The organism is Massilia sp. CT11-137 (assembly GCF_047302885.1).
GTDB classification, from domain to species: domain Bacteria; phylum Pseudomonadota; class Gammaproteobacteria; order Burkholderiales; family Burkholderiaceae_D; genus Telluria; species Telluria orientalis.
This window is the reverse complement of the sequence record NZ_JBKYMP010000001.1, coordinates 114479-138391: the sequence shown is the minus strand read 5'-3', so window position 1 is coordinate 138391 and position 23913 is coordinate 114479. Positions and strand designations below refer to the sequence as shown.

Here is a 23913-nt window from a genome sequence, read left to right as displayed (position 1 = left end):
GGCTCAATACTGGACGGTAAGCGTCGCCACGATGGCGTTCTCGTGGTAGTCGCGGTTGTCGAATACGCCGGCGCGGCCTTTCGAGTGGCGCAGGTCGAGCGATCCGGTGGTCTTGGTGTCGAAGCGGCTGCTCAGTCCCATGCTCACCTGGCGGATGTCGTTGGTGACGCCGGTGCGCAGCGACTTGACGTTCACGCCGTACAGGCTCGCGTGGGCCGACGTGCGCGAGGACAGCTTGTAGTCGGCACTCGCGCTGGCGCCTTTCTGGTCCGTGTCCTCGTTCAGGGTGCTCAGCTGCGATGGCAGCAGGGTGCTGTCTTCCTGCTGCAGCGACAGGGCGTTCATGCGTTCCTTGAACACGGTGAACAGCAGCGTGCTGCGCGCCCCGCGGAGCGTGGCGCCGCCCTGCAGGCGCTTGTTGCGCATGTAGCGGTTGCTCAGGTAGGGGACTGCGCTGGGCAGCGTGGGCGGCAGGCCCGCCTGCGCGATATAGGCCTGCACGATCTGCTGGCGCTGCACCGGATCGGGATAGCGGCTGACGAGCATCTGGTCCAGCATGGCGGCCGTATCGACCGCGGCCGGCAGCAGGAATTGCTGGCGCGACGTCGTGACGATGTCGGCATAGGTCACCGTCCACACGGTGTGCGGCGTGCGGTAGCTGGCGTCGAGCGAACCCGTGTTGCCGAAGTAACGGTGGCCGACCGTGGCCGCGATGCGCGTGCGGGTCGACGGTTGCCAGATGAAACCGGCGGACCAGCTGCGGCCGCGCGTCTTTTCGGAGAGCGCGCGGTATTCGTACTTGTCGTAGCCGACGCTGGAGGTCAGGCTCAGGTGCGACGTGGCGCGGTACTGCAGGCCGGCGAGGCTGTTCTCGTTGGTCGTCTTGCCCGTGCGCTGCGCGCTCATGTCCTGGTGCGAATAATGCACGTTCCAGCCGAGGTCGGGGAATGCGGGACCGCTGGTCACGTCGAACGCACCCGTGCTGGCCAGGCTGTTGCCGAAACCGCTGCCGGTGCCGCCTTCGACCGAATCGCGCTGGTAGCGGGCGTTCAGGGTGGCCGTCGTGCCGAACTGGTGGCGCACGTAAGGGCTGATGCTCCAGGTGCGGATGTCCGTGCCGTTGTTGGCCGTGTACGAATTGTTCGGCAGCGGGCCGAACGCCGACACGGCCTGGCGCGAGCCGCTCGCGCTGGTGTCCACGTACAGCCAGTCCTTGACGGCGATGGCATTGGCCGTGGCCTGGTAGCGGCGGTCGCTGTTGCGCGTGTTGCCGATGTCGTCGTTGCTATAGGCGAACTTGCGCCATTCCGCGCTCGCCGCGACCTTCAGGCGCGGACCGGTGCCGGTGATGCTCAGGCTGGGCGCCGCTTCGCTGATGAAGCTGCCGTGGGCCTGATCGTCCGCCTGGTTGCTCGCGTTGTCGGAATACGTTTCGCGCAACTGGATCGTGGGGGTGACCCGCCATTGTGCCCACGCCTGGTTCGACAGCAACAGTGCCGCCACTGCAAGCGGCGTGAGCCGGAGGGTGGCGCTGCGTGGCCATTTGACCGGCCGGTGGACGGACAAATTAGCCGTAGTGATAGTCATACGTTTCTTCGATGCCGGGGAACTCCCTGGTCTTGTTATAGATGAGATTGACGTTTTGATAGCCTTCCAGCTGGTGCAGTGCTTCCTTGACCGCATGCTGGGTCGTCGTCTGGGCTTCGACCACCATGACGATCTGGCCCATGTGCGAGGCCAGCACGCGCGATTCGCTCGTCAGCAGCAGAGGCGGCGAGTCGAAGATCACGACGCGGTCCGGATAGCGGTGGGCGATCTCGTCCACCAGCGAGCTCATGGCCGAGCTGGCCAGTAACTCGGTCGCGCGCGGGGTGCTGGTGCCGGCCGGCAGGATCGACAGCGTGTCGACGTTGGTGCGCAGCATGACGTCGGCCATGTCGATCTTGTCGTCCAGCAGGATGTCCATCAGGCCGCGGTGCGCCGGCAGGCCGAGCGAGCGCAGCACCGACGGGCGCGCGACGTCGGCGTCGACGAGCAGCACCGTATGGTCGAGTTCCATCGCGATGCTCATCGCCAGGTTGATCGCGCAATAGGTCTTGCCTTCGCCCGGCAGCGAGCTCGTCACCATGATCAGGTTGCCCGGCTTCTCGCCTTCCGCGCGTTCGGCGAAGGCGCGCTGCAGCAGCGGACGCTTGATGACGCGGAAGTCTTCCAGCAGGCGCGTGCGGCCGCTGGCGGCGGTGACCATGCCCAGGTCGCGCATGCGGTTCAGGTCCAGCTCCACGCGGCGGGTCGAGAATTTTTGCGCCGGAGGCGCTTCAGCGGCGGCTGCGCTTGCCTGGGCCGCGGCGGCTTCTGCCGCCGGTGCCGCGTGCGCCGGCACAGCGGGCGCTACGACAGGCGCGTCCGCCTCGACGACGTCGACGGTGGCCGCTTCCGGCGTCTTGGCGACGGCGGGCGCGTTGCGCTGCAGGTCGATCCGGCTGGCCGCTTTTTCGATGATGCTCACGGTGTACTCCTTAATCTTAAAGCGTGGGACGGACCAGGATGGCAGCCATCCCGACGCCATAGGCGCCGAACAGCAGCAGGACCGAGCTCGCGAGAGCGACGAGGCGGCGCTTGCGCTTGACGGTCTGTTCCGGCGTCCAGTTCATGCCGATCGAACCCAGCACCGGCAGGCCGGTCACGTCGCGCAGCGTGCTCTGGCTCAGGAAGGTCGGACGCAGTTGGCTCATCAGGAACGCGACGGCCAGGCCGGCGACGAGGGCGCCGACGAACACCAGCGAGAACAGGCGCAGGCGGTTCGGGCCACTCGGGTGGTTCGGCACGGTCGGCGGATCGATCACGCGGAACTGCAGCATGTCGGTGGCGGACGACAGGTCGCCCGACAGGCGCGCCGACTCGCGGCGTTCGACCAGTTTCTGGTAGTTTTCGCGGTTGACGTTGTAGTCGCGGTTCAGCTGGGCGAACTGCGCTTCGATTTCCGGCGCCGTCGTGCTCTGGTTACGCAGGCGTGCCACGCGATTCTCGTATTCCGCGACGCGGGCGCGCATCGACGCCACGCGGGCCTCGGCCTGCGACAGCGACACGTTCAGCTGCTGCAGCATCGGGCTGTAGCTGGCGCCCGGGTCGAGACTGCGCTTCTTGTTCTTGGCGAGATCGGCCTTCTGCGCCATCAGCTGCTCGAGCAGGCGGCGGTTGGCGATCACGTCCGGATGCTGTTCCGTGTATTGCAGGCGCAGGTTGTCCAGGTTCTTCTGGGCCAGTGCGATGCGCGATTCCAGTTCCGGATCCACGAGGGCCGGGTCGACCGTCACGGTGCCCGGCTTGGCCGGTTCGCCGTCGATCTGGCGGCGGATCGCATTGCGCGCCTGTTCCGCTTCGGCCAGTTCCAGCCGGGCCTGGCTCAGCTGGTCGGTCGCCGTTTGCAGCTGCCCGCCGAAGTCGCCGGTACCGCTGCCGCCACCCGGCAGCATGCCGAGGTTCTTGAGCTTGAACTCTTTCAGCGAATTTTCGGCCGCGGCCAGTTTTTCCTCGTACGTCTTGATCTGGTCGTCGATGAACTGGACCGCCTTTTCGGAATCCTGTTTCTTGCCGCTGAAGCTGCCCTCGACGAAGATGGTGAGCAGGGACGACACGACGTCCTTGCCCAGTTTCGGATTGTCGGACATATACGTCAGCGTATAAATGTCGTCGCGCTCCGTGCCGGTGATCTTGATCTGCGATATCAGTTCATCGACGATCTTGTCGTGTTCCTTGCTGTCCTTGGCCTTGACGTCGAGGTCGACCATGCGCATCAAGCGCTCGACGTTCGGGCGGCTGATCAGCGTGCGGCGCATGAACGTGACCTGTTGCTCCAGGTTGGGCACGGTCGTCATATTCGAAAGCAGTGGCTTCAGAATACTTTGCGTGTCGACATACACGCGTGCCGACGCTTCGTACTGATTGGGCAGGCGCAATACCACCGCCCAGCCGATCAATGCGACAACCCAGGTGATGACGACGGCATGCCAACGGTATTTGCCAATCGCCTTGAGGAAGTTTAGAAGTACGGCTGTGATCTCTGCCATCTCGTCAGTCTCGCCATGAACGGCCCGTTACCCGTGGGGAAGAGGGGCCTAAAAAATAATCAAACATCTCGCATGATCGCTTGTACCCCGAGCAATTGCAATTACACGCGAGAAAAATATGGTGAGCTCATTCGGGAGTGCCTCATCTGCAACGCAAATGCCACCGAGCAAGCTGAGGACCGTGGGTTTTTTTGCTTAATATCCGTGAATTATTAGCATGGATTTAATAAAAAATCGTTAAACCGTTGTACGCCTTCAACGCTGAGAGCGCACGGTGAGCGATCGCATCGCGTAGACTTACGTTTCAGCAATTTTTCAAATTCTAACGCTTTATTGTAATGTCTAAATTGCAAAAGGGGGTGCACGGTTGATGCCGTTTCGTAATAGATTCTGGTCACGCCGCCGCGGATTGACGGCGTTACTGGCGGCAGGCGCGTTGGCGGCAGGCGTGTTGCCTGGCCAGTCGATGGCGACCGACCTGCGGCCCATCGTGCCGGTCATTAAACGCTCGGTCGTCGGTATCGGTACGTTCGAGCGGACCCGCAGCCCGTCGACCGTCTTCAACGGTACCGGTTTCGTCGTCGGGGACGGCCTGGACGTCATTACCAATGCCCACGTCGTACCGGCCACGCCGGCCGACGGCAAAATGGTACAGCTCGGCATCGTCTTGCCGGACGGAGAAGGCGTGCGCTTCCGCCCGGCCGAACTGGTGGCGCGTGACAATGAACACGACCTGGCCCACCTGCGCCTGTCCGGCACACCGCTGCCTGCGCTCGAGCTGGGCGATTCGGATACGGTCCAGGAAGGCCAGGAACTGGCATTGACGGGTTTTCCGTTGGCCATGGCCTTGGGCCTGCATGCAGCCACGCACCGGGCGACGCTCGCGGCGATCACGCCCATCGTCCGCCCGTCGCTCGGCGCGCGCAGCCTCGACCCGCGCCAGATCGCCGCACTGCAACGCGAACCCTTCAATATCTTCCAGCTCGACGGGACGGCGTATCCGGGCAACAGCGGCAGTCCCGTCTACGATCCCGCCACCGGCAAGGTGCTCGGCGTGATCAATGCCGTGTTCGTCAAGGGATTGAAGGAGACGGCGATCTCGGCGCCGAGCGGGATCACGTATGCGATTCCGGTGAACCATGTCCGGGACTTGTTGCGAAAAAAATAGGCAGAAAAGCCGCAAGCACGTCATGACCATGAACAATTTATATTGTGCGGCGTCTGTTCATTTGGCACTATGCTATACAATACCAATCTGTTAATGGCTTTATAACAATGGCTTTACCGAAAGGGATCTGACGTGGGCAAGTACAAGGCGAACCTGGGGAAATATTCGGCGATCGTGCTCGCCGCTGCATGCGTGCTGGCGCTGGGCGGTTGCGCAACGCGTGGTGGCCAACAGCCGATCGAGACGCAGGTGACCGATTCCCAATATCTGATCGGGCCGGGCGATGCCGTCAACATCATCGTCTGGCGCAACCCGGAAGTGTCGATGTCGGTGCCGGTCCGTCCGGACGGCAAGATCACGACGCCGCTCGTCGAGGACCTGCCGGCTGCCGGCAAGACGTCGACCGCGCTTGCGCGTGACATCGAAAAAGCCCTGGCCAAGTACATCCAGCAACCGGTCGTCACCGTCGTCGTCACGAACTTCATCGGCAATTACTCCGAACAGATCCGTGTGATCGGCCAGGCGACCAAGCCGCAGGCGCTGCCATATCGCCGCGACATGAGCCTGATGGACGTGATGATCGCCGTCGGCGGCACCACCGAATTCGCGGCGGGCAATCGCGCCAGCCTGATCCGTAACGTGGACGGCAAACAACAACGCTTCAACGTCCGCCTGGACGACCTGATCAAGGATGGCGACATCTCGGCCAACGTGCCGATGCGTCCGGGCGACGTCCTCGTCATCCCGGAAAGCTTCTTCTGATAACATCAGTCGTCGATATTTTTTACACCACTCAGTGTTCCAACATACAATAGTGGTTGCTGGGTGGTACGGCGCCAAAATAAGCACCTGATTTAATGTAAGTTTTTCTTCCAGGAACCACGTTGGCGTAAAACTTGCTTGATCAGGTACTGGTCGCCCTCAGTGAGCGACAACATTTTGGGGAACGCACGTGGCTACCGAACATCAAGATAACGACAAGATCGAACCGGCGCCGTCCTTGACCAAACGGGGCGCGGCACGCCGTCGCCTGGCCAAAGCCGGCATGGGCGCGGGGGTACTCGCGACGCTGGAAAGCAAATCGGCGATGGCGTCGATGGTCTGCAGATCGCCTTCGGGCTCGCTGTCGGACGGCTTGTCGACGAGTCATTATGGCAATACCGCGCCCGCGTGCAGCGGTATGGGGCCGGATTACTGGCTGGCTCCCAAGTGCGGCTGGCCAGTCTCGCGCGATCTCATGTTTTCCAGGGTTTTTTCGGTGACCAGTGGCGGCTCCTGTCCGACGCGTTATACGGATACTTATTACGCAAAGAAAACGTCTGGCGCCAAATATTATGAACCGGGTTCTTATGGCTGCGCCAAGCTGTCGGATATGCTGAATCCCCAGTCGTTCGATACCAACCGCGTTGGCATGCACCTGGTCACTGCCTATCTTAATATCCTGCAGGGTTACGTGGGCTTCCTGAAGGTTGAAGACCTGCAGACCATGTGGAACGAGCTGCAGTCCACGGGCCGGTTCAGCCCGACGGCGAGCGTGTACTGGGGCACCGCCGAGGTCGCACACTACCTCAGCTCGATTCACGCTCCCTCGCCTTACGACGTATAAGAGCGGCGAAACGCATGTGGCGTCTGATGCCTGGCCAGGCGCTGGCCTGCCGGGAATGGGATGGGGAAGCCGTGCTGTACAACGACTTGTCGGGCAATACCCACCTGCTGGATGGCGCCGCGCTCGACCTGTTGTTCGCCCTGCGTGACGAGCCCGCCGATGCGGTCGGGCTGGCCGGCCGCCTGGCCGACCGCTTCGATGCCGGCGACGACGACCTCGTTTCCCTGATCGACGAGATGCTGGCAGCGCTTGCCGGGCTGGACCTGATCGAGCCATGCTGACGGTCGGTTCGCTGTCGCGCGCCGAACTGGCGGCACGCCTGTCCGATGACGGCCTCGTGTTGCGCACCGGCCCCTTCACCAACCGCATCCGCAGCGACGTGGCGCCCTTGATCGACAGCGTCGCGCTGATGTATGCGGATTACCCCGTCGAGCCTGTGGGCGGCTTCGTCGACTTCCACCTCGAACTGCGGCGTTCGGGCGGCTTGCGCCGCTGGTACAAGTCGCAGGTACATTTCGCCTACGACGGCACCACGCCGTTCCAGCCCCTGCCGCTGGCGCAGGCGTATCCGATGCTGGAATGGACCATGAACTGGTGCGTCTCCCACCGCGCCCACGGCTACCTGATCGTCCACGCGGCCGTGCTCGAGAAACATGGCCGCGCCATCATCCTGCCGGCACCGCCCGGCTCCGGCAAGAGCACGCTGACGGCCGCCCTGCTGGGCCACGGCTGGCGGCTGCTGTCGGACGAGATGACGCTCGTGCGCCTCGACGACGGCGTTCTCGTGCCGCTGCCGCGCCCGGTCAGCCTCAAGAATACGTCGATCGACATCATCCGTGCGTTCCGTCCGGACGCCGTACTGAGCCGGCCCGTGGAAGAAACGACCAAGGGAACGATCGCCCACCTGAAGGCGCCGGGAGCAAGCATCGCCCGCGCCCTCGAACCCGCGCGCCCGGCATGCATCGTGTTCCCGCGCTGGGAGGCCGGTGCCGCCATCGCATTGGATCCGCTGCCGAAGGCGCGCGCCTTCATGCAGGTGGCCGACAACTGTTTCAACTACCAGGTGCTGGGTGCGCGCGGCTTTACGGCCCTCGGCGGGCTGATCGACGCCAGCGACGCCTACACGTTCCGCTACAGCAGCCTGCCCGAGGCGATGGCGTTGTTCGAACGCCTGGTGCTGGGGGACGCATGACGCCGCTGCTGATACGCGTGTTGCGCGATCCGGGCACCGTGCAAGGACTGGACGACGCCGGCTGGGACCTGCTGCTGCGCCAGGCCGACGCCGCCAACCTCGACGCGTATCTGCTCGTCCTGCTGGAAGATGCCGGCCTGCTCGATGCCGTTCCCGCCGCACCGCGCGCGCACCTGGAGTGGACGCGCGTGGGCGCCGCCGGACATGCCAGGGCGGCCCGCTACGAAGTCCGCCAGATCGGCCGGGCGCTCGACGGGCTGGGACTGCCGCTGATCCTGCTCAAGGGCGCCGCATACGCGATGGCGGGCCTGGACGCCGGCCGCGGCCGCCTGTTTTCCGACATCGACATTCTCGTGCCGAAGGCGCGGCTGCCCGAGGTCGAGGCGGCGCTGATGATGCATGGCTGGATCACCACGCACCACGATGCCTACGACCAGCGCTACTACCGGGAATGGATGCACGAGTTGCCGCCGATGCAGCACGCCCGGCGCGGCAACTCGATCGACGTGCACCACGCGATCCTGCCGGAAACGGCCCCCGTGCGCCCGGATCCGGCCAGGCTGCGCGCGAGCGCTCGTCCGATCCCGGGCGAACCGCATCTGGCCACGTTGTCGCCGGCCGACATGGTCCTGCACAGCGCCGTGCACCTGTTCTTCGACGGCGAATTCGACAAGGGCTTGCGCGACCTCGTCGACCTGCACCGCCTGCTGACGCAGTTCGGCCAGGCGCCCGGGTTCTGGGAGACGTTGCCGGCGCGGGCTCGCGAGCTCGAGCTTGGGCGGCCGCTGTTCTATGCGCTGCGGTATTGTCCGCGTCTGCTCGGTACCGTCGTCCCGCCGGCCGTGCAGGCGGCGGTGGCATCCGAGGGACCGAACGCGGCCCTGCTGTGGCTGATGGACCGCTTGTTCGCGCGCGCGCTGCTGCCGCTGCATGCAAGCTGCGCGGACGCATTCAGCGACGCGGCGCGCTTTGCCTTGTACGTGCGCGGGAACTGGCTGCGCATGCCGCCGCTGCTGCTGGCCCGGCATCTGTTTCATAAAGCGTTCCTCAGCGGGAAGAGCGACACACAGGCAGCCTGACCCGTCCGCCCATAAAAAAACCGCGGCCGAGGCCGTAATGCCGTTCAGTTAAGCTAGCTTCTTGACCTTCCGGACGGCATAACGCTTTGGCGTTGCCTTGACGGCCCGGTCGCATTTGCGGCCGGGCCGTTCGTCTTTCAGGAGGCTAACCAGCCTTTCCCGCAAGTGTCTCATCGACGCAGGCAATTTTCCATACGATCTCGTGACGCCGGCCCAGTGCAGTTCGAATTGGATCAGGTGGAATGCCCGGATGAAGCTGACCTCGGTCGGCTCGCACTTCACCGCCAGCGCAGCCTTGGCGATCTCGAGCCGGATCAGGTTGTAGGCGATAAGCGTTCCCCAGATTTCCTGATATACGCCATCCGTTGTTTTCGAGCGCAGCGTCAGTGCCGTGCCGAGCATCGTTTGCTTGAGCTCCCGGTAGCTCGTTTCAATCCCCCAGCGCTTGTCGTAACAGGCGGCGATATCGCTTGGCTTGTAGCGACGACGGTCGCGCAGCGAGGTCAGCAGGATGCGTTTGCGCGCCTGTGCGTCGACGACGGTGATCGCGCGCGCTTCCCAGAACTCGGGCAATTCTGCGCACTTGGCCCTGGCCTGGGGCGACACACGCATGCGCACCAGCATATCGTCGCTTTCGGCTTCGAGCGCTTCCCACTTGGTGTTCGATTTGGCTGGAATGATGTAGTGCCGTTCGGCGCCGCTGCCTGTCAGGCCGCACAAGATTTCGGCCGAGAGAAAGCCTCGATCAAAGACCGTCAGCGATTCATCCGGAATAGCCTCGACAAGCTGCTTTGCGTACAGCATTTCATTGGTCGAGTATGGGCCGAACGCGGCACTATGCACCAGGTGCGTGGGCAGCGACGTGAGGGTGACACCGCGCACTTGCGGATAGCTGGCGACCGTATCGCTGGCGTAACTCTGGGCGCCAAAGTGATTGCGATTTTCCGCAGTGTCGTGCGTGCGCAAGGTCGTCCCGTCCATGGCGAACAGCTGCAGTCCTTTGAACAGGTAAGCCTTCCTGTCCTGCGTCACCCAATGCCTTGCCGAGCGCTCGAATAGCCACTTCAAGGGCTCAGGTCCGACGCGCTGGCGCGCTTGGGCCGCAGCGCTTTTGCTGACGAACGGCGTCTGCGCGTCCGGTAGCGCCAAACCAAGATCATCCAGCACTTCGCTGATCGATTTGTGCCGATACAAAGCCAGTGCCACCATCAGCCATACAACCTGCTCGGCAGGCAGGCGACGATGTCGGATACTCGTCGCTTCCGTGCTCATGACGGCCTGCTCGATCCATTCGTATGGCAAATGCTCCCCCAACCTTGCCCAGTCGGGAGCCTCAAGATGATTTGCCAGAAAATGCAGAGTGTCGTCGAACATGGCGACGAAGGTTAACAGCGATGCCCGGCGTTTACAACGATTAAATAAAAATGCCGTTCAGTCTTAACTGAACGGCATTACGGCCGAGGCCGCGGTTTTGCATGGTGCCGATGCCTGTCCGGATCAGGCCTTCGGAGCGCGGCGGCGCTTGGCGCCGACCAGGCCCAGCATGCCCATACCCAGCAGCATGATGCTTGCCGGTTCCGGCACGCGGCCGTTTTCGACCGAGAAGGCGCCGTCGACCTTGAACACCAGGTCGTCCGTCGTCACGCTGTAGTCCGGGAACAGGGCGTCGCCACCTTTGTGGAAGCCGTTGGTCAGCGAGTCGCCGGCCGGCAGGTTCAGGTTCGAGTCGTATTTGAACGTCACGCTCGTCAGGCCAGCCAGGTAGTCCTGGTTGATGAAGTCGCCCGACTCGAGGATCGCAGCGGTCATCTTGGTCGAACCGATGCCGACGCCGGTAGCGCTGTCGGTGGTGAACGTCGACAGCGTGACGTTCGGATCGACGGTCAGCAGGGCAACCATGATGCCGTCATCGAAACCGGTGCCGGTGCTGGTGAAGGCGTTGGCTTGGGTGTCGTAATAGATGGCGACCTTATTCGCGCCCGGGGTGTTGTTCAGGCCAAAGCTGGCGTTCAGCGTGGTGCCCGCCGTGCTGGACGTTTTCACGAATTCGCTCAGCTTTGCCACGATCGTGAATTCGAAAGCCGAGGAGTCGTTCGGGGCGCCGTCTGCGGTCGAGTCCAGGTTGCCACGGAAATTGGCGGTCGTGCTGCCATTGACGGCGGACAGGTTGGCTTGATACAGGAAGTCGAATTGTTTGCCTACGGTCAGTTGCTGAGCGCTCGGGATCCCCTTGGCGACGCCGCTGCCGGTCGAGTTCCAGTCCAGGCTGGTCACGTTGGTAGCGTAGACACCGCCGCTACCGTCTTGCAGAGTGAATGCTTGTGCCGACGATGCAGCGAATGCGAAACCGAGTGCGGCTGCAACCGGAATCAATTTGCGGAACGAAATCTTCATGTTGGCTCCAAGTGGATGCTTATTAAGTTGTTCGGTATAGGCGCCGCGTTCTGCGGGCTTGTTCCTACTTAATGCAAACCCCGTGCCAGTCTTTTCTTTTCTTTATAAATCAAAAGCTTACGTCGAAAACTTGCGTCCGGGGTAGGCCAACTGTAAAAAATTCCGATTTTTTATGTGTCCTTGCGTAAAGTTTTTAGATGTTTTTGGGAAAGAATGCGTGAAGGAAATCGGTCATATCATAAAGAAAGTTGCGCACAATAAAAAACCGCGGCCGTAGCCGCGGTTTTCGTGATGCCGATGCCTGTCCGGATCAGGCCTTCGGAGCGCGGCGGCGCTTGGCGCCGACCAGGCCCAGCATGCCCATACCCAGCAGCATGATGCTTGCCGGTTCCGGCACGCGGCCGTTCTCGACGGAGGTCGCGCCGTCGACCTTGAACACCAGGTCGTTCGGCGTCACACCGTACGCCGGGAACAGGTCCGTGTTGCCGCCGGCGCCAGAGTGGAACGAGCTGGTCATCGAGTCGAGTGCCGGCAGGTTCAGGTTCGAGTCGAACTTGAAGCTCACGTTCGTCAGACCCTTCAGATAGTTCTGGTTGATGAAGTCGCCGCTTTCCATGATCGAAGCCGTCATCTTGGTCGAACCCAGGCCGCTGCCGGTGACGACGTTGGTGGTGAACGTGGAGAGCGTGCTGGCCGGGTCGACGGTCAGCAGGGCAACCATGACGCCGTCGTCGAAGCCGGTGCCGGCGCTGGTGAAGGCGTTGGCTTTGGTGTCGTAGAAGATCGCCACTTTGTTGGCGCCGACGGTGTTGTTCAGGCCGAAGGTTGCGCTCACCGTCTTGTTGACCGGATCGGCCGACGACGTTTTCACGTATTCGCTCAGCTTTGCCACGATCGTGAACTCGAAAGCCGACGAGTCGTTCGCCACGCCATCCGCGGTCGAATCCAGGTTGCCGCGGAAGTTGCCAGTGGTCTGGCCATTAACGGACGACAGGTTCGCCTGATACAGGAAATTAAAGGGATTGCCTTGCGTCAGTGCCACGCCGTTGGCGATGCCTTTGGCAACGCCGCTGCCGGTGGAGTTCCAGTCCAGGCTATTCACGTTGGATGCGTACGTTACGCCAGCACCATTTTGCAGGGTGAATGCTTGTGCCGACGATGCGGCGAAGACCAGACCAAGGGCGGCTGCGACCGGGATCAGTTTGCGGAACGAATTCTTCATTTAGGCTCCAAAAGTGGATGCGTGTTAGGTTTGTTCGGTTAAACCGCATGTTCATTGATGCGGCTTATGCCAACCCTAATGCAAATGCCGTGCCAGGAGTTGTTCTGCTGTTCTAAATCAACGACTTATGAATAAATGCAAAAAAATACCCGATTCGGGGGGAGGGCTGCTGTAAAAAATTCCGACAGTCACTGAATAGCGTTCGTTAACGCACTTTTTTGATTCTCGGTTGCAACGGAATTGGCCTCCACGTAAGTGGTCGGTGCATGGCGATGGAATGCCTGTACGCCTTCCAGAAACGCCGTCATGCGTTGCGCCGCCGGATAGTTGGAGAAGGCGTCGGCCACGCGACGGGCGCCTGCCCTCAGCGCCGGATCGTCGAGCATTGCGCGCACCTGGCGCGTCAGTTTCTTGGCGCGGAAGCGGTCGGCGCGCAGAAGGGCGCCAGCACCGGCCTTGATGACGCCGCTCATGTTCAGGAACTGGTCGAGATTGCTGGCGATGCCGAGCACCGGCACGCCGGCGGCCAACGCCTGCTGGCTGGTCGGGCTGCCGCCGTTGCAGACGACGAGGCTGGCGCGCTTGGCCGCCAGGTCGCCCGGCAGATAAGGGGCAACGAACGCATTCGTCGGCGCACTGGCCACGTCGATCGTGCCCGCCGTGGCGGCGATGACCGTCACCGGCAGCGGCGCCAGCGCTTCCAGCACCAGCGGCAGCAGGCGGCCCTGGCCGGAACTGCCGAGCGTGACGTAGACGATCGGCTTATCTTCCGGCAATTTATCCCACCAGTCCGGCTTGGCCAGCGGCGGCGCCCAGATGATGGGGCCGATGTAGGCATGCTGCTGGGGCAGGCTCTTCGGCGGGAAGAGATCGGGGACGTCGGCGTACATGCTGTAGTCGGCGTCCGTATAGACCTTGCGCAAGTCGGTACCCAGCGACGGCAGGCCGTACTGGCGGCGTACGCGGTTCAGCGGCACGGAATGCGAGGCGAACGCGACCGGACGCGCCATGCGGAAGATCGCATTCGCGATGCGGATCGGCAGCAGGCGCGTCAGCGGGATGTGCGGCACGGCGTAATGCTGCACGACGTACGGGCTCCAGTAGGCATTCATCAGCGACACGTACGGGATCCGGCGCAGCCGTGCACTGACCGAGAGCGACAGCCGGAAATCGCCGATGACGATGTCCGGACGGACCGCGTCGAGCACGCGCAGGTCGTCTTCGACGTAGCTGGCGAGCGTCGCCGTGCTGTACACCGGCTTGCCGCCCGCGAGCGCGTCGAGGAATTGCTGGCTCGGAATGCTGTGGATGGTCCAGCGGGTGAACTGCGTCCCGTTGAAGCAGAATTCGTAGCCGTCCGCGCACGCGACGTGCACGTCGAAACGTGCGGGATCGAGAGATTGCGCGAGCGCGATGGGGCGGCCGACGTGGGCGAGCGTCACGGCTTCCGCAAAGAACAGGATTTTGATACGTTCCATAGGGGTATCGATAGAAAGATGGTTGCGGGAACGTGCCAGGCGGACGGCGCCGGCGGCGCGGACATCCCGCGCCGCCGGTTTACTTCATCAGTTCTTCGAGCGGCTTGCGCAGCGAACGGGCCTGGGGCGCCGGACCTGCGCCGAGCCGGCCCATGAAGACCGGATGGCCGTTGCCGGTGCCGATCAGCTTGTGCAGACGTTGCTGCAATTGCCGCGCCGAATGGTGCAATTTGTCGACGGTCGAGAACGGCTCGCCATGCTGCACGTAGGCGGAAAAGATCAGGGGCGTCATCTCCGGCTGCATCGCGAGGCCCAGGTGGGTCAGCGTCAGCCAGAAACGCTGCACGGCGCGGCCGGCGGCGACGTGATCCTCGACCGTTTCCGGTGCGTGCCTGGCCATGATGACGAAGTGGGCGGCGCAGCGCAGACCCGGCACGAGGTCCATCTGCAGGCGCGGCGCCCAGGTGCCCATCAGCCGGTTCATCGTCGACAGGCGGCCCCAGCTGACCATCGCCCATTTCATCAGGCGCAGGGTGGCGGCATCGACGCCCAGGGCCTGGTCGGGCACGCGGTCGGGGCTGTGGCGTGCGTTCCAGTGGATGATGCGGCGGTGTACCTCGTAGGCTTCCGGCATCGTCAGGCGCAGCTTGGCGTTCGAAAACATCAGGCGCGCCGCGGCCAGTTTGCCGCTGAAGCCTTCGATCCAGCGCACTTCGTAGCCGGGGCCGACGCTGTCCTCGAGGGCACGTTTTTCCTCGGGCAGCAGGGGGCGCGTGCTCATCGCGCGGCGCTGCACGCTGCGGGTCGTGATGGCGCCCAGCAGCGGACTCGGCTTCACAGCGGGATCGGGAACGAAGCGTACGTCGAACACGGGCAGGTGGTCCTGGTCGTCCGGACGCCGGGTGATCTCGGCGCGCAGCCCGTGGGCGGTGGCGGCGATCGCCATCGTTTCCAGCAGGGTGCCGTGCGAGATCTGGCTCGGGCGGCCGCGGAAGTCGTACACCGTATCCTCGCGCGTATCGTGGAAGTGCACGGCCACGTGGTCGGGGCCGAGCACTTCGAAACGCCACACCTGCGTGTTGTCGCCGCTCGGCGCCCAGCGCGCCAGGTCGAGGATGTCGCGGAGGGTCTGGTTCATGCCTGTACCGCTTTCCCGGCGAGCTGGCGCGTCATCTGACGCTTGGCGACGGCGATCATCAGGCGGTGGAACGGATTGCCGTTGCCGCCCGGGCGCCAGGTGTGGGCCAGCTTGTTACGATAGGCGTCGAACTGCACGCCGTGCGGCGCGGCCAGGACCTTGCCGCGTCCCAGCAGGATCTTCAGCGCCTCGGTGGCGACGATGCCGGCGCATAGCTGGCAGGCCATGAACGTGGAGGGACCGCGGCGCTCGGCGAAATTGACGGCGTCCGGCACGACGAGGTACGGGCGGTGCAGGCCGGCCGGCGCCAGGCCGACGACGAAGCGAATGGCCTTGTCCAGTTCGGGCAGGTCGCCCCATTGGAAATATTCTTCGAACGTCATCTGGCCCGGGATGAAATTCAGCAGGGCGGCACCCATGCCCAGCGGCGCGGCCGTCGTGGCCGGGATGCCGAGGCGGGCGCAGGCGGCAAACGTCTGCTGGCGGGCGTCGAAGGCAAAGAAGTCGAGTGCGTCGACGTAGAGGTCGACGCCGTCCAGGAATTGGTCGAGATTGCCCTGGTTGACGCCGTCAGGAAAGATCTTGACGTCGATTTCGGGATTGATGTCCTTGGCCATGCGGGCCAGGACTTCGGCCTTCGGTTGGCCGACCGTCGACATCATGGCGCCGACCTGGCGGTTGAAGTTGACGATGTCGAAGGTGTCGAAGTCGGCGATATGAAACTTCGCCACGCCCAGGCGAGCGAGGGTGAGCAGGTGTACGCCGCCGACCCCGCCGCCGCCGGCAATGGCGACACGCTTGCCGCGCAGGGTCTGCTGTTCTGCAGGCGTTACCCAGCCGATATTGCGCGAAAACGCCTGTTCATAGCGGAACGGATTTGTCATTGATGAGGAAAAACGGTTTTATCGATAAAACGGCCGAAAGCACCGATATCTGCTACGCACAGCGCATTTTATGCGTGTTGTTCGTCCATGCGCAGGAGGCGGTTGATGATGCCTCGTTCTTCACGCGGCGAGAAGAAATAAGGGTAAAACGAACGTTCGGACACGTTGTTATCGGCGCTGAACGTGCCACCGTATTTCTGGATCTGCTCCGTCACGAATTCCAGGTTCACCCGCAGCAGGTAGGCCGGTGCCTCGACGCGCGGATTGACTTTCAGTTCGCCCTCTTGCTGGAAGCCGAGCATGCGTTCGTAAAAACGGCGATGGCGCGGATTCACTTCGATGACGATATCCGTGCACTGGTGGATGTCGCGGGCATAGATCACGGCCAGGTGAAACAGGTTGGCCAGCGACGTTTTAGAGCGGACCGACGGGTCGAACGCCAGCTTCGTGAACTCGCACAGGCGCGCACCCTTGTTGCGGTGCGCGTCCAGCTCCTCCTTGAAGATCTGGTCCGCCATCAGGCCGATCGGCGAATCGATACCAATCGTGAGCGTACCGACCACGTCACCCTTGTCGGTGGCGGTGAGGGTAATGCGATTCGGGTCGTCGCTGAATTGATGGGTACCGGCATAACCGCGCCAGGCATACATCTTGTTGATCAGCATACTTGCCGAATTTCGCCCGTCCGCAGTATCGGTAAGCCGGATTCCATACGAATCGTGGTTCACGATAACATCCTCATATTGCGAGGGCGTCATATTATCGCGATCACCAAAATCATGAGCGTCCGATAGGGATGCGGCCGAACCACCCTCTGGATCCTTGAAATCGTCGAAAGTCGTCATCGCAGGATTCCCCAATTGTTTAAAAACGTTCGCGTACTGCGAACGGAAGTTCTGGTCGCCCTACGCCCTGGCGGTGCCGGGCGTGGATTATTATTTATTTATTAATGTATATTAGCTTCTTACAAAGCCTTTAGCAATGCGCGCGCTTCATCGGCCTGGGCGAACGATTTGTCGTCCGCCAGAAGCTTGTCGAGCTCCTTGCGCGCGCCCGCCTTGTCGCCCGATTTGCTCAGGCCCACTGCAAGGTGGTAGCGCACTTCCGACGACTTCGGCACCAGGGTGCTGGCTTTCTGCAGCAGCGGCAGGCCGCGGCCCGTATTGCCCTGTTCCACCAGCAGCCAGCCCAGCGTGTCCATGATGCCGGCGTTGTTCTCAGCAAGTTTATATGCCTGCTCGGCCGTTGCAAGTGCGCGCGGATCTTTCACTTGCTGATAAGCATACGCCAGGTTGTTCAGCGCGGCAGCATTGTTCGGCGCGCGCTTGACGATGTCTTCCAGGCGTGCGATCGCGGCCTTGTAATCCTTGGCAACCAGATGGTTCTCGGCGACGTACATGCCGACCAGGATGTCGTTCGGGTTGTCCTTCAGGAATTGGGCTGCACGGGCTTGCGCTTCCTTGCCCTTGCCGGTCAGCGTCATGGCCTGCAGGGATTTCATGAGGATTTCCGGCGCCTTGGCGATCGCGAACGCCTTGTCGTAGGCGGGCAATGCCTGCGCCGGCTTCCTTTGCGACATCAGCACGTCGCCTTCGGTGGCGTAGCCGACGGGCGACTTGTCGTCGATCTTCTGGATTTGGCGAGCCATGGCCAGCGCTTCGTCCCCGTGGCCCATGCGCACGGCCAGCTCGACCTGGGCGAGACGGGCGGCGATCAGGTTCGGTTGCAGGTCGATGGCGCGCTTCAGGTCGTCGGCCGCGGCATTATTGTTCTGCATCAGCATGTGCACACCGGCCAGGCGCAGGTGCGGCGCGGCCGATTTCGGGGCCAGGTTGACGAGCTTGCTGTAGGTTTCCAGCGCCCCAGCCGTGTCCTTGTTGGCGATCTGGGCCTGGCCCAGCAGTTCCACCAGTTCGGGATTGGTCGGGTTGGCGGTCTGGACCTTGCGTGCCAGCGTCAGCGCTTTTTGTGCCTGTCCCGTACGCAGATAGTGCCGGCCGAGGTTGAGCGCCGGGCCGACGGCTTCCGGTTTCACATTGCTGGCCTTCTCGAACCACGACGTCGCCTCTTCAGGATGATTCTGCATCGTCGCCAGTTCGCCCAGGGCGCGCATCGCGTCGACGTTGTTCGGTTCCTTCTGCAGGACTTTTTCGTAGCGCTGCTTGGCGGCGTCGGGTTTCTTCTCGACGAGGTCCAGGCGTGCCAGGTTCTGGACGGCCGGGATGAAGGTCGGTTGCAGGGCCACGGCCTTGTCCAGCGCGGCACGGGCGGCAGGCACGTCGCCCTTGACCATGTTGACGGCGCCGCGCAGGGTCAGCACCTGCGGATTGTCGGGCTGTTGCTTTTCGAGCGCGTCGATGGCGGCCAGCGCCTTGTCGTAATGCTTGAGGCTGATTTCCGTCTGGACCAGCGCCATCGTCGCCTGCGCCGACTTCGGGTCGAGCTCCGTGGCCTTCTGCAGTTCGGACAGGCCGCGCGCCTGATCGCCCTGGGCCAGCTTGGACAGGCCGAGCGAGGTACGCAGGCCGGCCGCCTTCGGTGCCAGCGTCGTGGCTTTTTCCAGGTAGACGCTGGCTTTGTTGAAGTCACGCACCTGCATATAGGTTTCGCCGGCCAGCGCGAGTACCTGCGGATCGTCCGCCGCGTTCTTTAGTGCCGGCGCGAGCGTGGCTGCAGCGTCGTTCGGTTGCGCGCTCTTGAGCTGGGCCTGGGCCAGCAGCTTGCGGGCGTACACGTCGTCCGGATTGAATTCCAGGTATTTGCGCAGGTGCTGGTCGGCTTGTTGCAAGGCACCGAGGTTCAGTTCCGATGCGCCGGCCAGCAGCACGCTGGGCATGTGATCGGGCGCGACTTTCAGTACGCGTTGCAGGGCATCCTGGGCAGCCGAATACTTACCTTGCGAGAATTCGTACAGTGCGCGGGTATAGGTCACGAGCAGATTGCCGGGCGCATTCTTCTCGGCCGCGTCGATTTCCGCTTTTGCGTCCGCGAACTTGCCGCGGGTGATGTTGACGTAGGCTTTCTCGATGTGCGCCGTGCGATGGTGCGGATTCAGTGCCAGCGCCTGGTCGAAGGCGGCGAGCGCCTCGTCGGACTTGCCCTGCGTGCGCAGCAGCGAGCCGCGCGCCATGAAGACATCCGCATTCTTCGGATCCTTGGCCACGGCCTCGTCGATGTAACGCGCGGCCGCGTCCTTGTCCTGCTTGGCGACGGCGTAGCGCGCCAGGCCGAGCAGGGCGTCGCCGGCATTGGCGTTCAGCGCCAGGGCTTGCTCGAACGCCTGCTTGGCTTCGTCGAGCTTGCCGGTGGCCAGCAGGGCGTCGCCGCGCAGCGTCAACAACGGCGCCGATTTGGCGGCCACTTCCGGCGTGACTTCGTCGAGGATTTCCTTGAACTTGCCTTGCTGCGACATCGCCCTGGCCAGCTGGGGCAGCACGCGGTCGGCGGCGATCCCATTCGAGCGGGCCTTGCGGAATTCCTTCTCGGCCGAGGGGAAATCGCCCATGTTGAGTTGGAGGTTGCCCAGCTCCATGCGCGCCTCGCCGTTTTCCGGGCTCTTTTCGACCGCATTCTTAAGCTGAATCATTGCCGACTTCAGGTCACCTTTTTGCTGATACTGCTTGGCTTCAGTCAGCAGCTGCTCGGTCGACTGCGTGGAGCGGCCGCAGGCGGACAGCCCGGCGACCATGAACGCGCCGGACAGGATGGCAGCGGTAAGTTTCAGCTTGTTGGGGTGACGCGGCATCTGGCATTCCTCGAGATATGTATCGTAACCGCAATGGTGTGCGGATTCCTCTTCAACAATAATACCTGAAGGAATACTAACAAAGACGCACAAGTTTGCCGTCGTGTTGCAAATCCCCCCACCAAAGTGGTGGAAGTCGGTCACATTTGACGTCATATCTCGACAATATGACGACTATATTACGATCCTGGGCCGTTTTCGCCTTTGCGCAGCCGGCTCAGCAGGGCTTCGACGTTGTCGCCGACGGGCAAGCCATGGCGACGCAACAATTGCACGTGCAATACAAGGTTTTCGAGCACGAGCTTGGCCGACACGGCCAGCAGGGTCATCAAACGGTCTTCGGTACTGAAGTTTTCCATCGAGGCGGCCATCTCGCACAGGTGGTTGGCGACGAGTTCACGCAAGTCGTCCTCGGGAAAGGGGAGGTCCGCGAAGTCGATCGGGTCTTCCTGTTCGACTTCGCGCATGAGGGCGGCGAGTTGTTGCGGCTGGATCGGCATACATGGCTCCGGTGATGGTCCCCGGAGCCATTCTAGGGCAGGACTACATATTGCGGCGATACTGTCCGCCCACCTCGAACAAGGCCGTCGTGATCTGGCCCAATGAGCAGACGCGTACGGCGTCCATCAGGCGGGCAAACACGTTCTCGTTGTCGATGGCGGCCTGTTGCAGCGCGGCCAGCGCGGCCGGTGCCTCGTCCGCATGGCGGCGGTGGAAGTCTTCCAGGCGCGTGAGCTGCGACTGCTTCTCGTCGTCGGTGGAACGGGCCAGTTCGATCGTCGCCGGGGCCTGTGCCGCCTTCGGATTGCGGAAGGTGTTGACGCCGATGATGGGGAGCGTCCCGTCGTGCTTGCGGTGCTCGTACAGCATCGACTCTTCCTGGATCTTGCCGCGCTGGTAGCCCGTTTCCATCGCACCGAGCACGCCGCCGCGTTCGGCGATGCGTTCGAATTCCTGCAGCACGGCTTCCTCGACGAGGTCCGTCAGTTCCTCGAGGATGAACGAGCCCTGGTTCGGGTTCTCGTTCCTGGCCAGGCCCCATTCGCGGTTGATGATCAGCTGGATCGCAAGCGCGCGGCGGACGGATTCGTCGGTCGGCGTCGTGATCGCCTCGTCGTAGGCGTTCGTGTGCAGCGAGTTGCAGTTGTCGTAGATCGCGATCAGCGCCTGCAAGGTCGTCCGGATGTCGTTGAAGTCGATCTCCTGCGCGTGCAGCGAGCGGCCCGATGTCTGGACGTGGTACTTCAGCTTTTGCGAGCGGTCGTTCGCGCCGTACTTGTCGCGCATCGCGACGGCCCAGATGCGGCGTGCCACGCGGCCCAGCACCGTGTATTCCGGGTCCATGCCGTTCGAAAAGAAGAACGATAGGTTCGGCGCGAAGTCGTCGATGTGCATGCCGCGCGCGAGGTAGGCTTCGACGAAGGTAAACCCGTTCGACAGGGTGAAGGCCAACTGCGAGATCGGGTTCGCGCCCGCTTCCGCGATGTGGTAGCCCGAGATCGACACCGAGTAGAAATTGCGCACCTGGTGATGCACGAAATACTCCTGGATGTCGCCCATGACCTTCAGCGAGAACTCGGTCGAGAAGATGCAGGTGTTCTGGCCCTGGTCTTCCTTCAGGATGTCAGCCTGGACGGTGCCGCGCACATTGGCCAGCACCCAGGCACGGATCGTCGCGGTTTCGTCGGCGTTCGGCTTGCGACCGTTGTCGCGCTCGAACCTGTCGAGCTGCTGGTCGATCGCGGTGTTCATGAACATCGCGAGGATGGTCGGCGCCGGGCCGTTGATCGTCATCGACACGGACGTAGCAGGGCTGCACAGGTCGAAGCCGTCGTACAGCACCTTCATGTCGTCGAGCGTCGCGATCGACACGCCGGAGTTGCCGACCTTGCCGTAGATGTCCGGCCGCAGCGCCGGGTCGGCGCCGTACAGGGTGACGGAGTCGAACGCCGTCGACAGGCGTTTCGCGTCCATGCCCTGCGAGACGAGCTTGAAACGGCGGTTCGTGCGGAACGCATCGCCTTCGCCGGCGAACATGCGCGTCGGATCCTCGCCCTCGCGTTTGAAGGGGAACACGCCGGCCGTGTACGGGAACGCGCCCGGCACGTTTTCCAGCATCAGGAAGCGCAGGATCTCGCCATGGTCTTCGAAGCGGGGCAGGGCGACCTTGCGCACCTTGTTGCCGGACAGCGTCGTGTAGGTGAGGTTCGTGCGGATTTCCCTGTCGCGGATTTTCACGACGTGCTCGTCGCCCGCATAAGTCTCTTGCAGCTGCGGCCAGGACGCGAGCAGCTTCTTCGCCTCGCCTTCCATCGCGTTGTCGCGTTCCGTGATCAGGTCGTCGAGGACCACCTCACGGTTGGCGGCGGCCAGCATGCGCTGCGTCTCCGTCAGCTGCTGGCGCTCGCGCGCGAGCTTGACCTGCTTGCCGACGTTGCGGTGGTAGCCGCGCACGGTGTCCGCGATCTCGGCCAGGTAGCGCGCGCGCGCGGGCGGCACGATCACGTTCCTGCCGCTCGAGTATCTGGTGGCGGGTTTCGGCAGCTTCGGCGTGGCTATCTTCAGGCCGAGTTCCGCCAGCGCCGGCAGTAGGCCGAGGTACAGCGCGGTGACACCGTCATCGTTGAAGCGCGAGGCCTGCGTGCCGTAGACGGGCATCTCGTCCGGCGACTTGCTCCACAATTCCTTGTTGCGCTGGACCTGCTTGGCCACGTCGCGCAGCGCGTCCTGGGCGCCCTTGCGGTCGAACTTGTTGATGGCGATGAAGTCGGCGAAGTCCAGCATGTCGATCTTCTCGAGCTGCGACGCGGCGCCGAATTCCGGCGTCATCACGTACATCGACACGTCCACGTGCGGCACGATGGCGGCGTCGCCCTGGCCGATGCCGGACGTCTCGACGATGACGAGATCGAAGTCCGCGACCTTGCACGCGGCGATCACGTCGGGCAGCGCCTGCGAAATCTCGGAACCCGCCTCGCGCGTGGCGAGCGAGCGCATGAACACGCGTGTCCGCATTTCCCCATCCTTGTTCCACGGATTGATCGCGTTCATGCGGATGCGGTCGCCCAGCAGCGCGCCGCCGGATTTGCGGCGCGACGGGTCGATGGAAATCACGGCAATGTTCAGGCGGTCGCCCTGGTCGAGGCGGATGCGGCGGATCAGTTCATCCGTCAGCGACGATTTGCCGGCGCCGCCCGTGCCCGTGATGCCCAGCACGGGGACCTTCAGGCTTTCGGCCGTGTCCATGATGCGCTTGCGCAGGTCGCTGGACGCCTTGCCGTTTTCCAGCGCCGTGATCAGTTGCGCGAGCGGGCGGTGGCGCTGCTCGATCGGACCCGTCTGCAGCGGCTCGAGCGTGGTCGGCGCATAGCTCGACAGGTCGACGTCGCACGCTTCCAGCATCGAGCGGATCATGCCGACGAGGCCCATGCGCTGGCCGTCTTCCGGCGAGAAGATGCGCGTGACGCCATAGGCATGCAGTTCTTCGATCTCGTGCGGGACGATGACGCCGCCGCCGCCACCGAACACCTTGATGTGGGCGCCGCCGCGCTGGCGCAGCAGGTCGATCATGTATTTAAAATATTCGACGTGGCCGCCCTGGTAGCTGGAGATGGCGATGCCTTGCACGTCCTCGGCCAGCGCCGCGGTGACGACCTCGTCGACCGAGCGATTATGGCCCAGGTGCACGACTTCGGCGCCGTTCGCCTGCAGGATGCGGCGCATGATGTTGATCGAGGCGTCGTGGCCGTCGAACAGCGAGGCGGCGGTGACGAAGCGGACTTTGTTGGACAGTTTGGCGTGCTCCGGCAGGTCGAGCTTGGCGGAAGGCGTGATGTCGTTCATGGTGTTCCTTGGAAAACGGAAGCGAACTGGGGGTTCTTTGTACGGTATATGACGTTAACGTAAACGTCAAGAATGGCTCATTGATGTGCGTTTG

At 63.0% G+C, this 23913-nt stretch carries 19 protein-coding genes; 6 read left to right on the top strand and 13 right to left on the bottom strand.

Annotated features, from left to right (window positions below):
• Positions 1-3 precede the first annotated feature (3 nt).
• From ACEN98_RS00640 to ACEN98_RS00630, 3 genes are read right to left on the bottom strand one after another with little or no spacing between them, the layout of a single operon-like run.
• Positions 4-1587, bottom strand: a complete 1584-nt coding sequence (locus tag ACEN98_RS00640; protein WP_413337313.1) for a TIGR03016 family PEP-CTERM system-associated outer membrane protein — start codon at positions 1585-1587, stop codon at positions 4-6.
• A complete protein-coding gene (locus ACEN98_RS00635; RefSeq protein ID WP_413380594.1) occupies positions 1568-2509 on the bottom strand; it encodes an XrtA-associated tyrosine autokinase in 942 nt (313 codons plus the stop codon). Before ACEN98_RS00635 ends, ACEN98_RS00640 begins: the two co-directional genes overlap by 20 nt.
• Before the next feature lie 16 nt (positions 2510-2525).
• Positions 2526-4070, bottom strand: a complete 1545-nt coding sequence (locus tag ACEN98_RS00630) for an XrtA system polysaccharide chain length determinant (protein ID WP_413337315.1) — start codon at positions 4068-4070, stop codon at positions 2526-2528.
• Positions 4071-4536: 466 nt separating this feature from the next.
• Between ACEN98_RS00630 and ACEN98_RS00625 the strand changes: the two genes are divergently transcribed.
• The 6 genes from ACEN98_RS00625 to ACEN98_RS00600 all read left to right on the top strand — a co-directional run bounded on the left by ACEN98_RS00625 (position 4537) and on the right by ACEN98_RS00600 (position 9115).
• On the top strand, positions 4537-5238 hold the full coding sequence (locus ACEN98_RS00625; protein WP_413380592.1) for a S1C family serine protease: 702 nt from the start codon (positions 4537-4539) through the stop codon (positions 5236-5238).
• 132 nt (positions 5239-5370) lie between these two features.
• Positions 5371-6000 (top strand): XrtA/PEP-CTERM system exopolysaccharide export protein, encoded by a 630-nt coding sequence (locus tag ACEN98_RS00620; RefSeq protein ID WP_056134225.1) that lies wholly within the window; start codon positions 5371-5373, stop codon positions 5998-6000.
• Between the two features lie 190 nt (positions 6001-6190).
• Complete coding sequence (locus ACEN98_RS00615; RefSeq protein ID WP_413380590.1) at positions 6191-6844, top strand: hypothetical protein; 654 nt, start codon at positions 6191-6193, stop codon at positions 6842-6844.
• A 14-nt stretch (positions 6845-6858) separates the two neighbouring features.
• Positions 6859-7125, top strand: coding sequence for an HPr-rel-A system PqqD family peptide chaperone (locus tag ACEN98_RS00610; protein WP_413380588.1), 267 nt, complete (start codon positions 6859-6861; stop codon positions 7123-7125).
• On the top strand, positions 7119-8036 hold the full coding sequence (locus ACEN98_RS00605; RefSeq protein ID WP_413380586.1) for an HprK-related kinase A: 918 nt from the start codon (positions 7119-7121) through the stop codon (positions 8034-8036). Before ACEN98_RS00610 ends, ACEN98_RS00605 begins: the two co-directional genes overlap by 7 nt.
• Complete coding sequence (locus tag ACEN98_RS00600) at positions 8033-9115, top strand: nucleotidyltransferase family protein (protein WP_413380584.1); 1083 nt, start codon at positions 8033-8035, stop codon at positions 9113-9115. The genes ACEN98_RS00605 and ACEN98_RS00600 overlap by 4 nt, the downstream gene beginning before the upstream one ends.
• A 48-nt stretch (positions 9116-9163) precedes the next feature.
• On the opposite strand, the gene ACEN98_RS00595 is transcribed toward ACEN98_RS00600, so the two are convergent.
• The 10 genes from ACEN98_RS00595 to icmF all read right to left on the bottom strand — a co-directional run bounded on the left by ACEN98_RS00595 (position 9164) and on the right by icmF (position 23819).
• Positions 9164-10489, bottom strand: a complete 1326-nt coding sequence (locus ACEN98_RS00595) for an IS4 family transposase (RefSeq protein ID WP_413380582.1) — start codon at positions 10487-10489, stop codon at positions 9164-9166.
• A gap of 123 nt (positions 10490-10612) precedes the next feature.
• The gene (locus ACEN98_RS00590; RefSeq protein WP_413380580.1) at positions 10613-11509 is read right to left on the bottom strand and encodes a PEP-CTERM sorting domain-containing protein; all 897 of its coding nucleotides are present in this window, start codon (positions 11507-11509) and stop codon (positions 10613-10615) included.
• Positions 11510-11819: 310 nt separating this feature from the next.
• Positions 11820-12731, bottom strand: coding sequence for a PEP-CTERM sorting domain-containing protein (locus ACEN98_RS00585; RefSeq protein WP_413380578.1), 912 nt, complete (start codon positions 12729-12731; stop codon positions 11820-11822).
• A 188-nt stretch (positions 12732-12919) separates the two neighbouring features.
• Entirely contained in the window at positions 12920-14209 is a 1290-nt protein-coding gene (locus ACEN98_RS00580) for a glycosyltransferase (protein ID WP_413380576.1), read from the bottom strand.
• Between the two features lie 79 nt (positions 14210-14288).
• The gene (locus ACEN98_RS00575; RefSeq protein WP_413337323.1) at positions 14289-15347 is read right to left on the bottom strand and encodes a molybdopterin biosynthesis protein MoeY; all 1059 of its coding nucleotides are present in this window, start codon (positions 15345-15347) and stop codon (positions 14289-14291) included.
• Complete coding sequence (locus ACEN98_RS00570; RefSeq protein ID WP_413380574.1) at positions 15344-16231, bottom strand: ThiF family adenylyltransferase; 888 nt, start codon at positions 16229-16231, stop codon at positions 15344-15346. Before ACEN98_RS00570 ends, ACEN98_RS00575 begins: the two co-directional genes overlap by 4 nt.
• 68 nt (positions 16232-16299) lie before the next feature.
• Positions 16300-17076: an N-acyl amino acid synthase FeeM domain-containing protein gene (locus ACEN98_RS00565; protein WP_413337325.1), complete on the bottom strand. Its 777-nt coding sequence runs from the start codon at positions 17074-17076 to the stop codon at positions 16300-16302.
• 119 nt (positions 17077-17195) lie between these two features.
• A complete protein-coding gene (gene prsT / locus ACEN98_RS00560; RefSeq protein ID WP_413380572.1) occupies positions 17196-19976 on the bottom strand; it encodes an XrtA/PEP-CTERM system TPR-repeat protein PrsT in 2781 nt (926 codons plus the stop codon).
• A 179-nt stretch (positions 19977-20155) separates the two neighbouring features.
• Complete coding sequence (locus ACEN98_RS00555) at positions 20156-20476, bottom strand: hypothetical protein (protein ID WP_413380570.1); 321 nt, start codon at positions 20474-20476, stop codon at positions 20156-20158.
• Between the two features lie 43 nt (positions 20477-20519).
• Positions 20520-23819 carry a fused isobutyryl-CoA mutase/GTPase IcmF gene (icmF, locus tag ACEN98_RS00550; RefSeq protein ID WP_413380568.1) on the bottom strand — a complete coding sequence of 1100 codons (3300 nt, stop codon included), beginning with the start codon at positions 23817-23819 and terminating at the stop codon, positions 20520-20522.
• Positions 23820-23913: the final 94 nt, after the last annotated feature.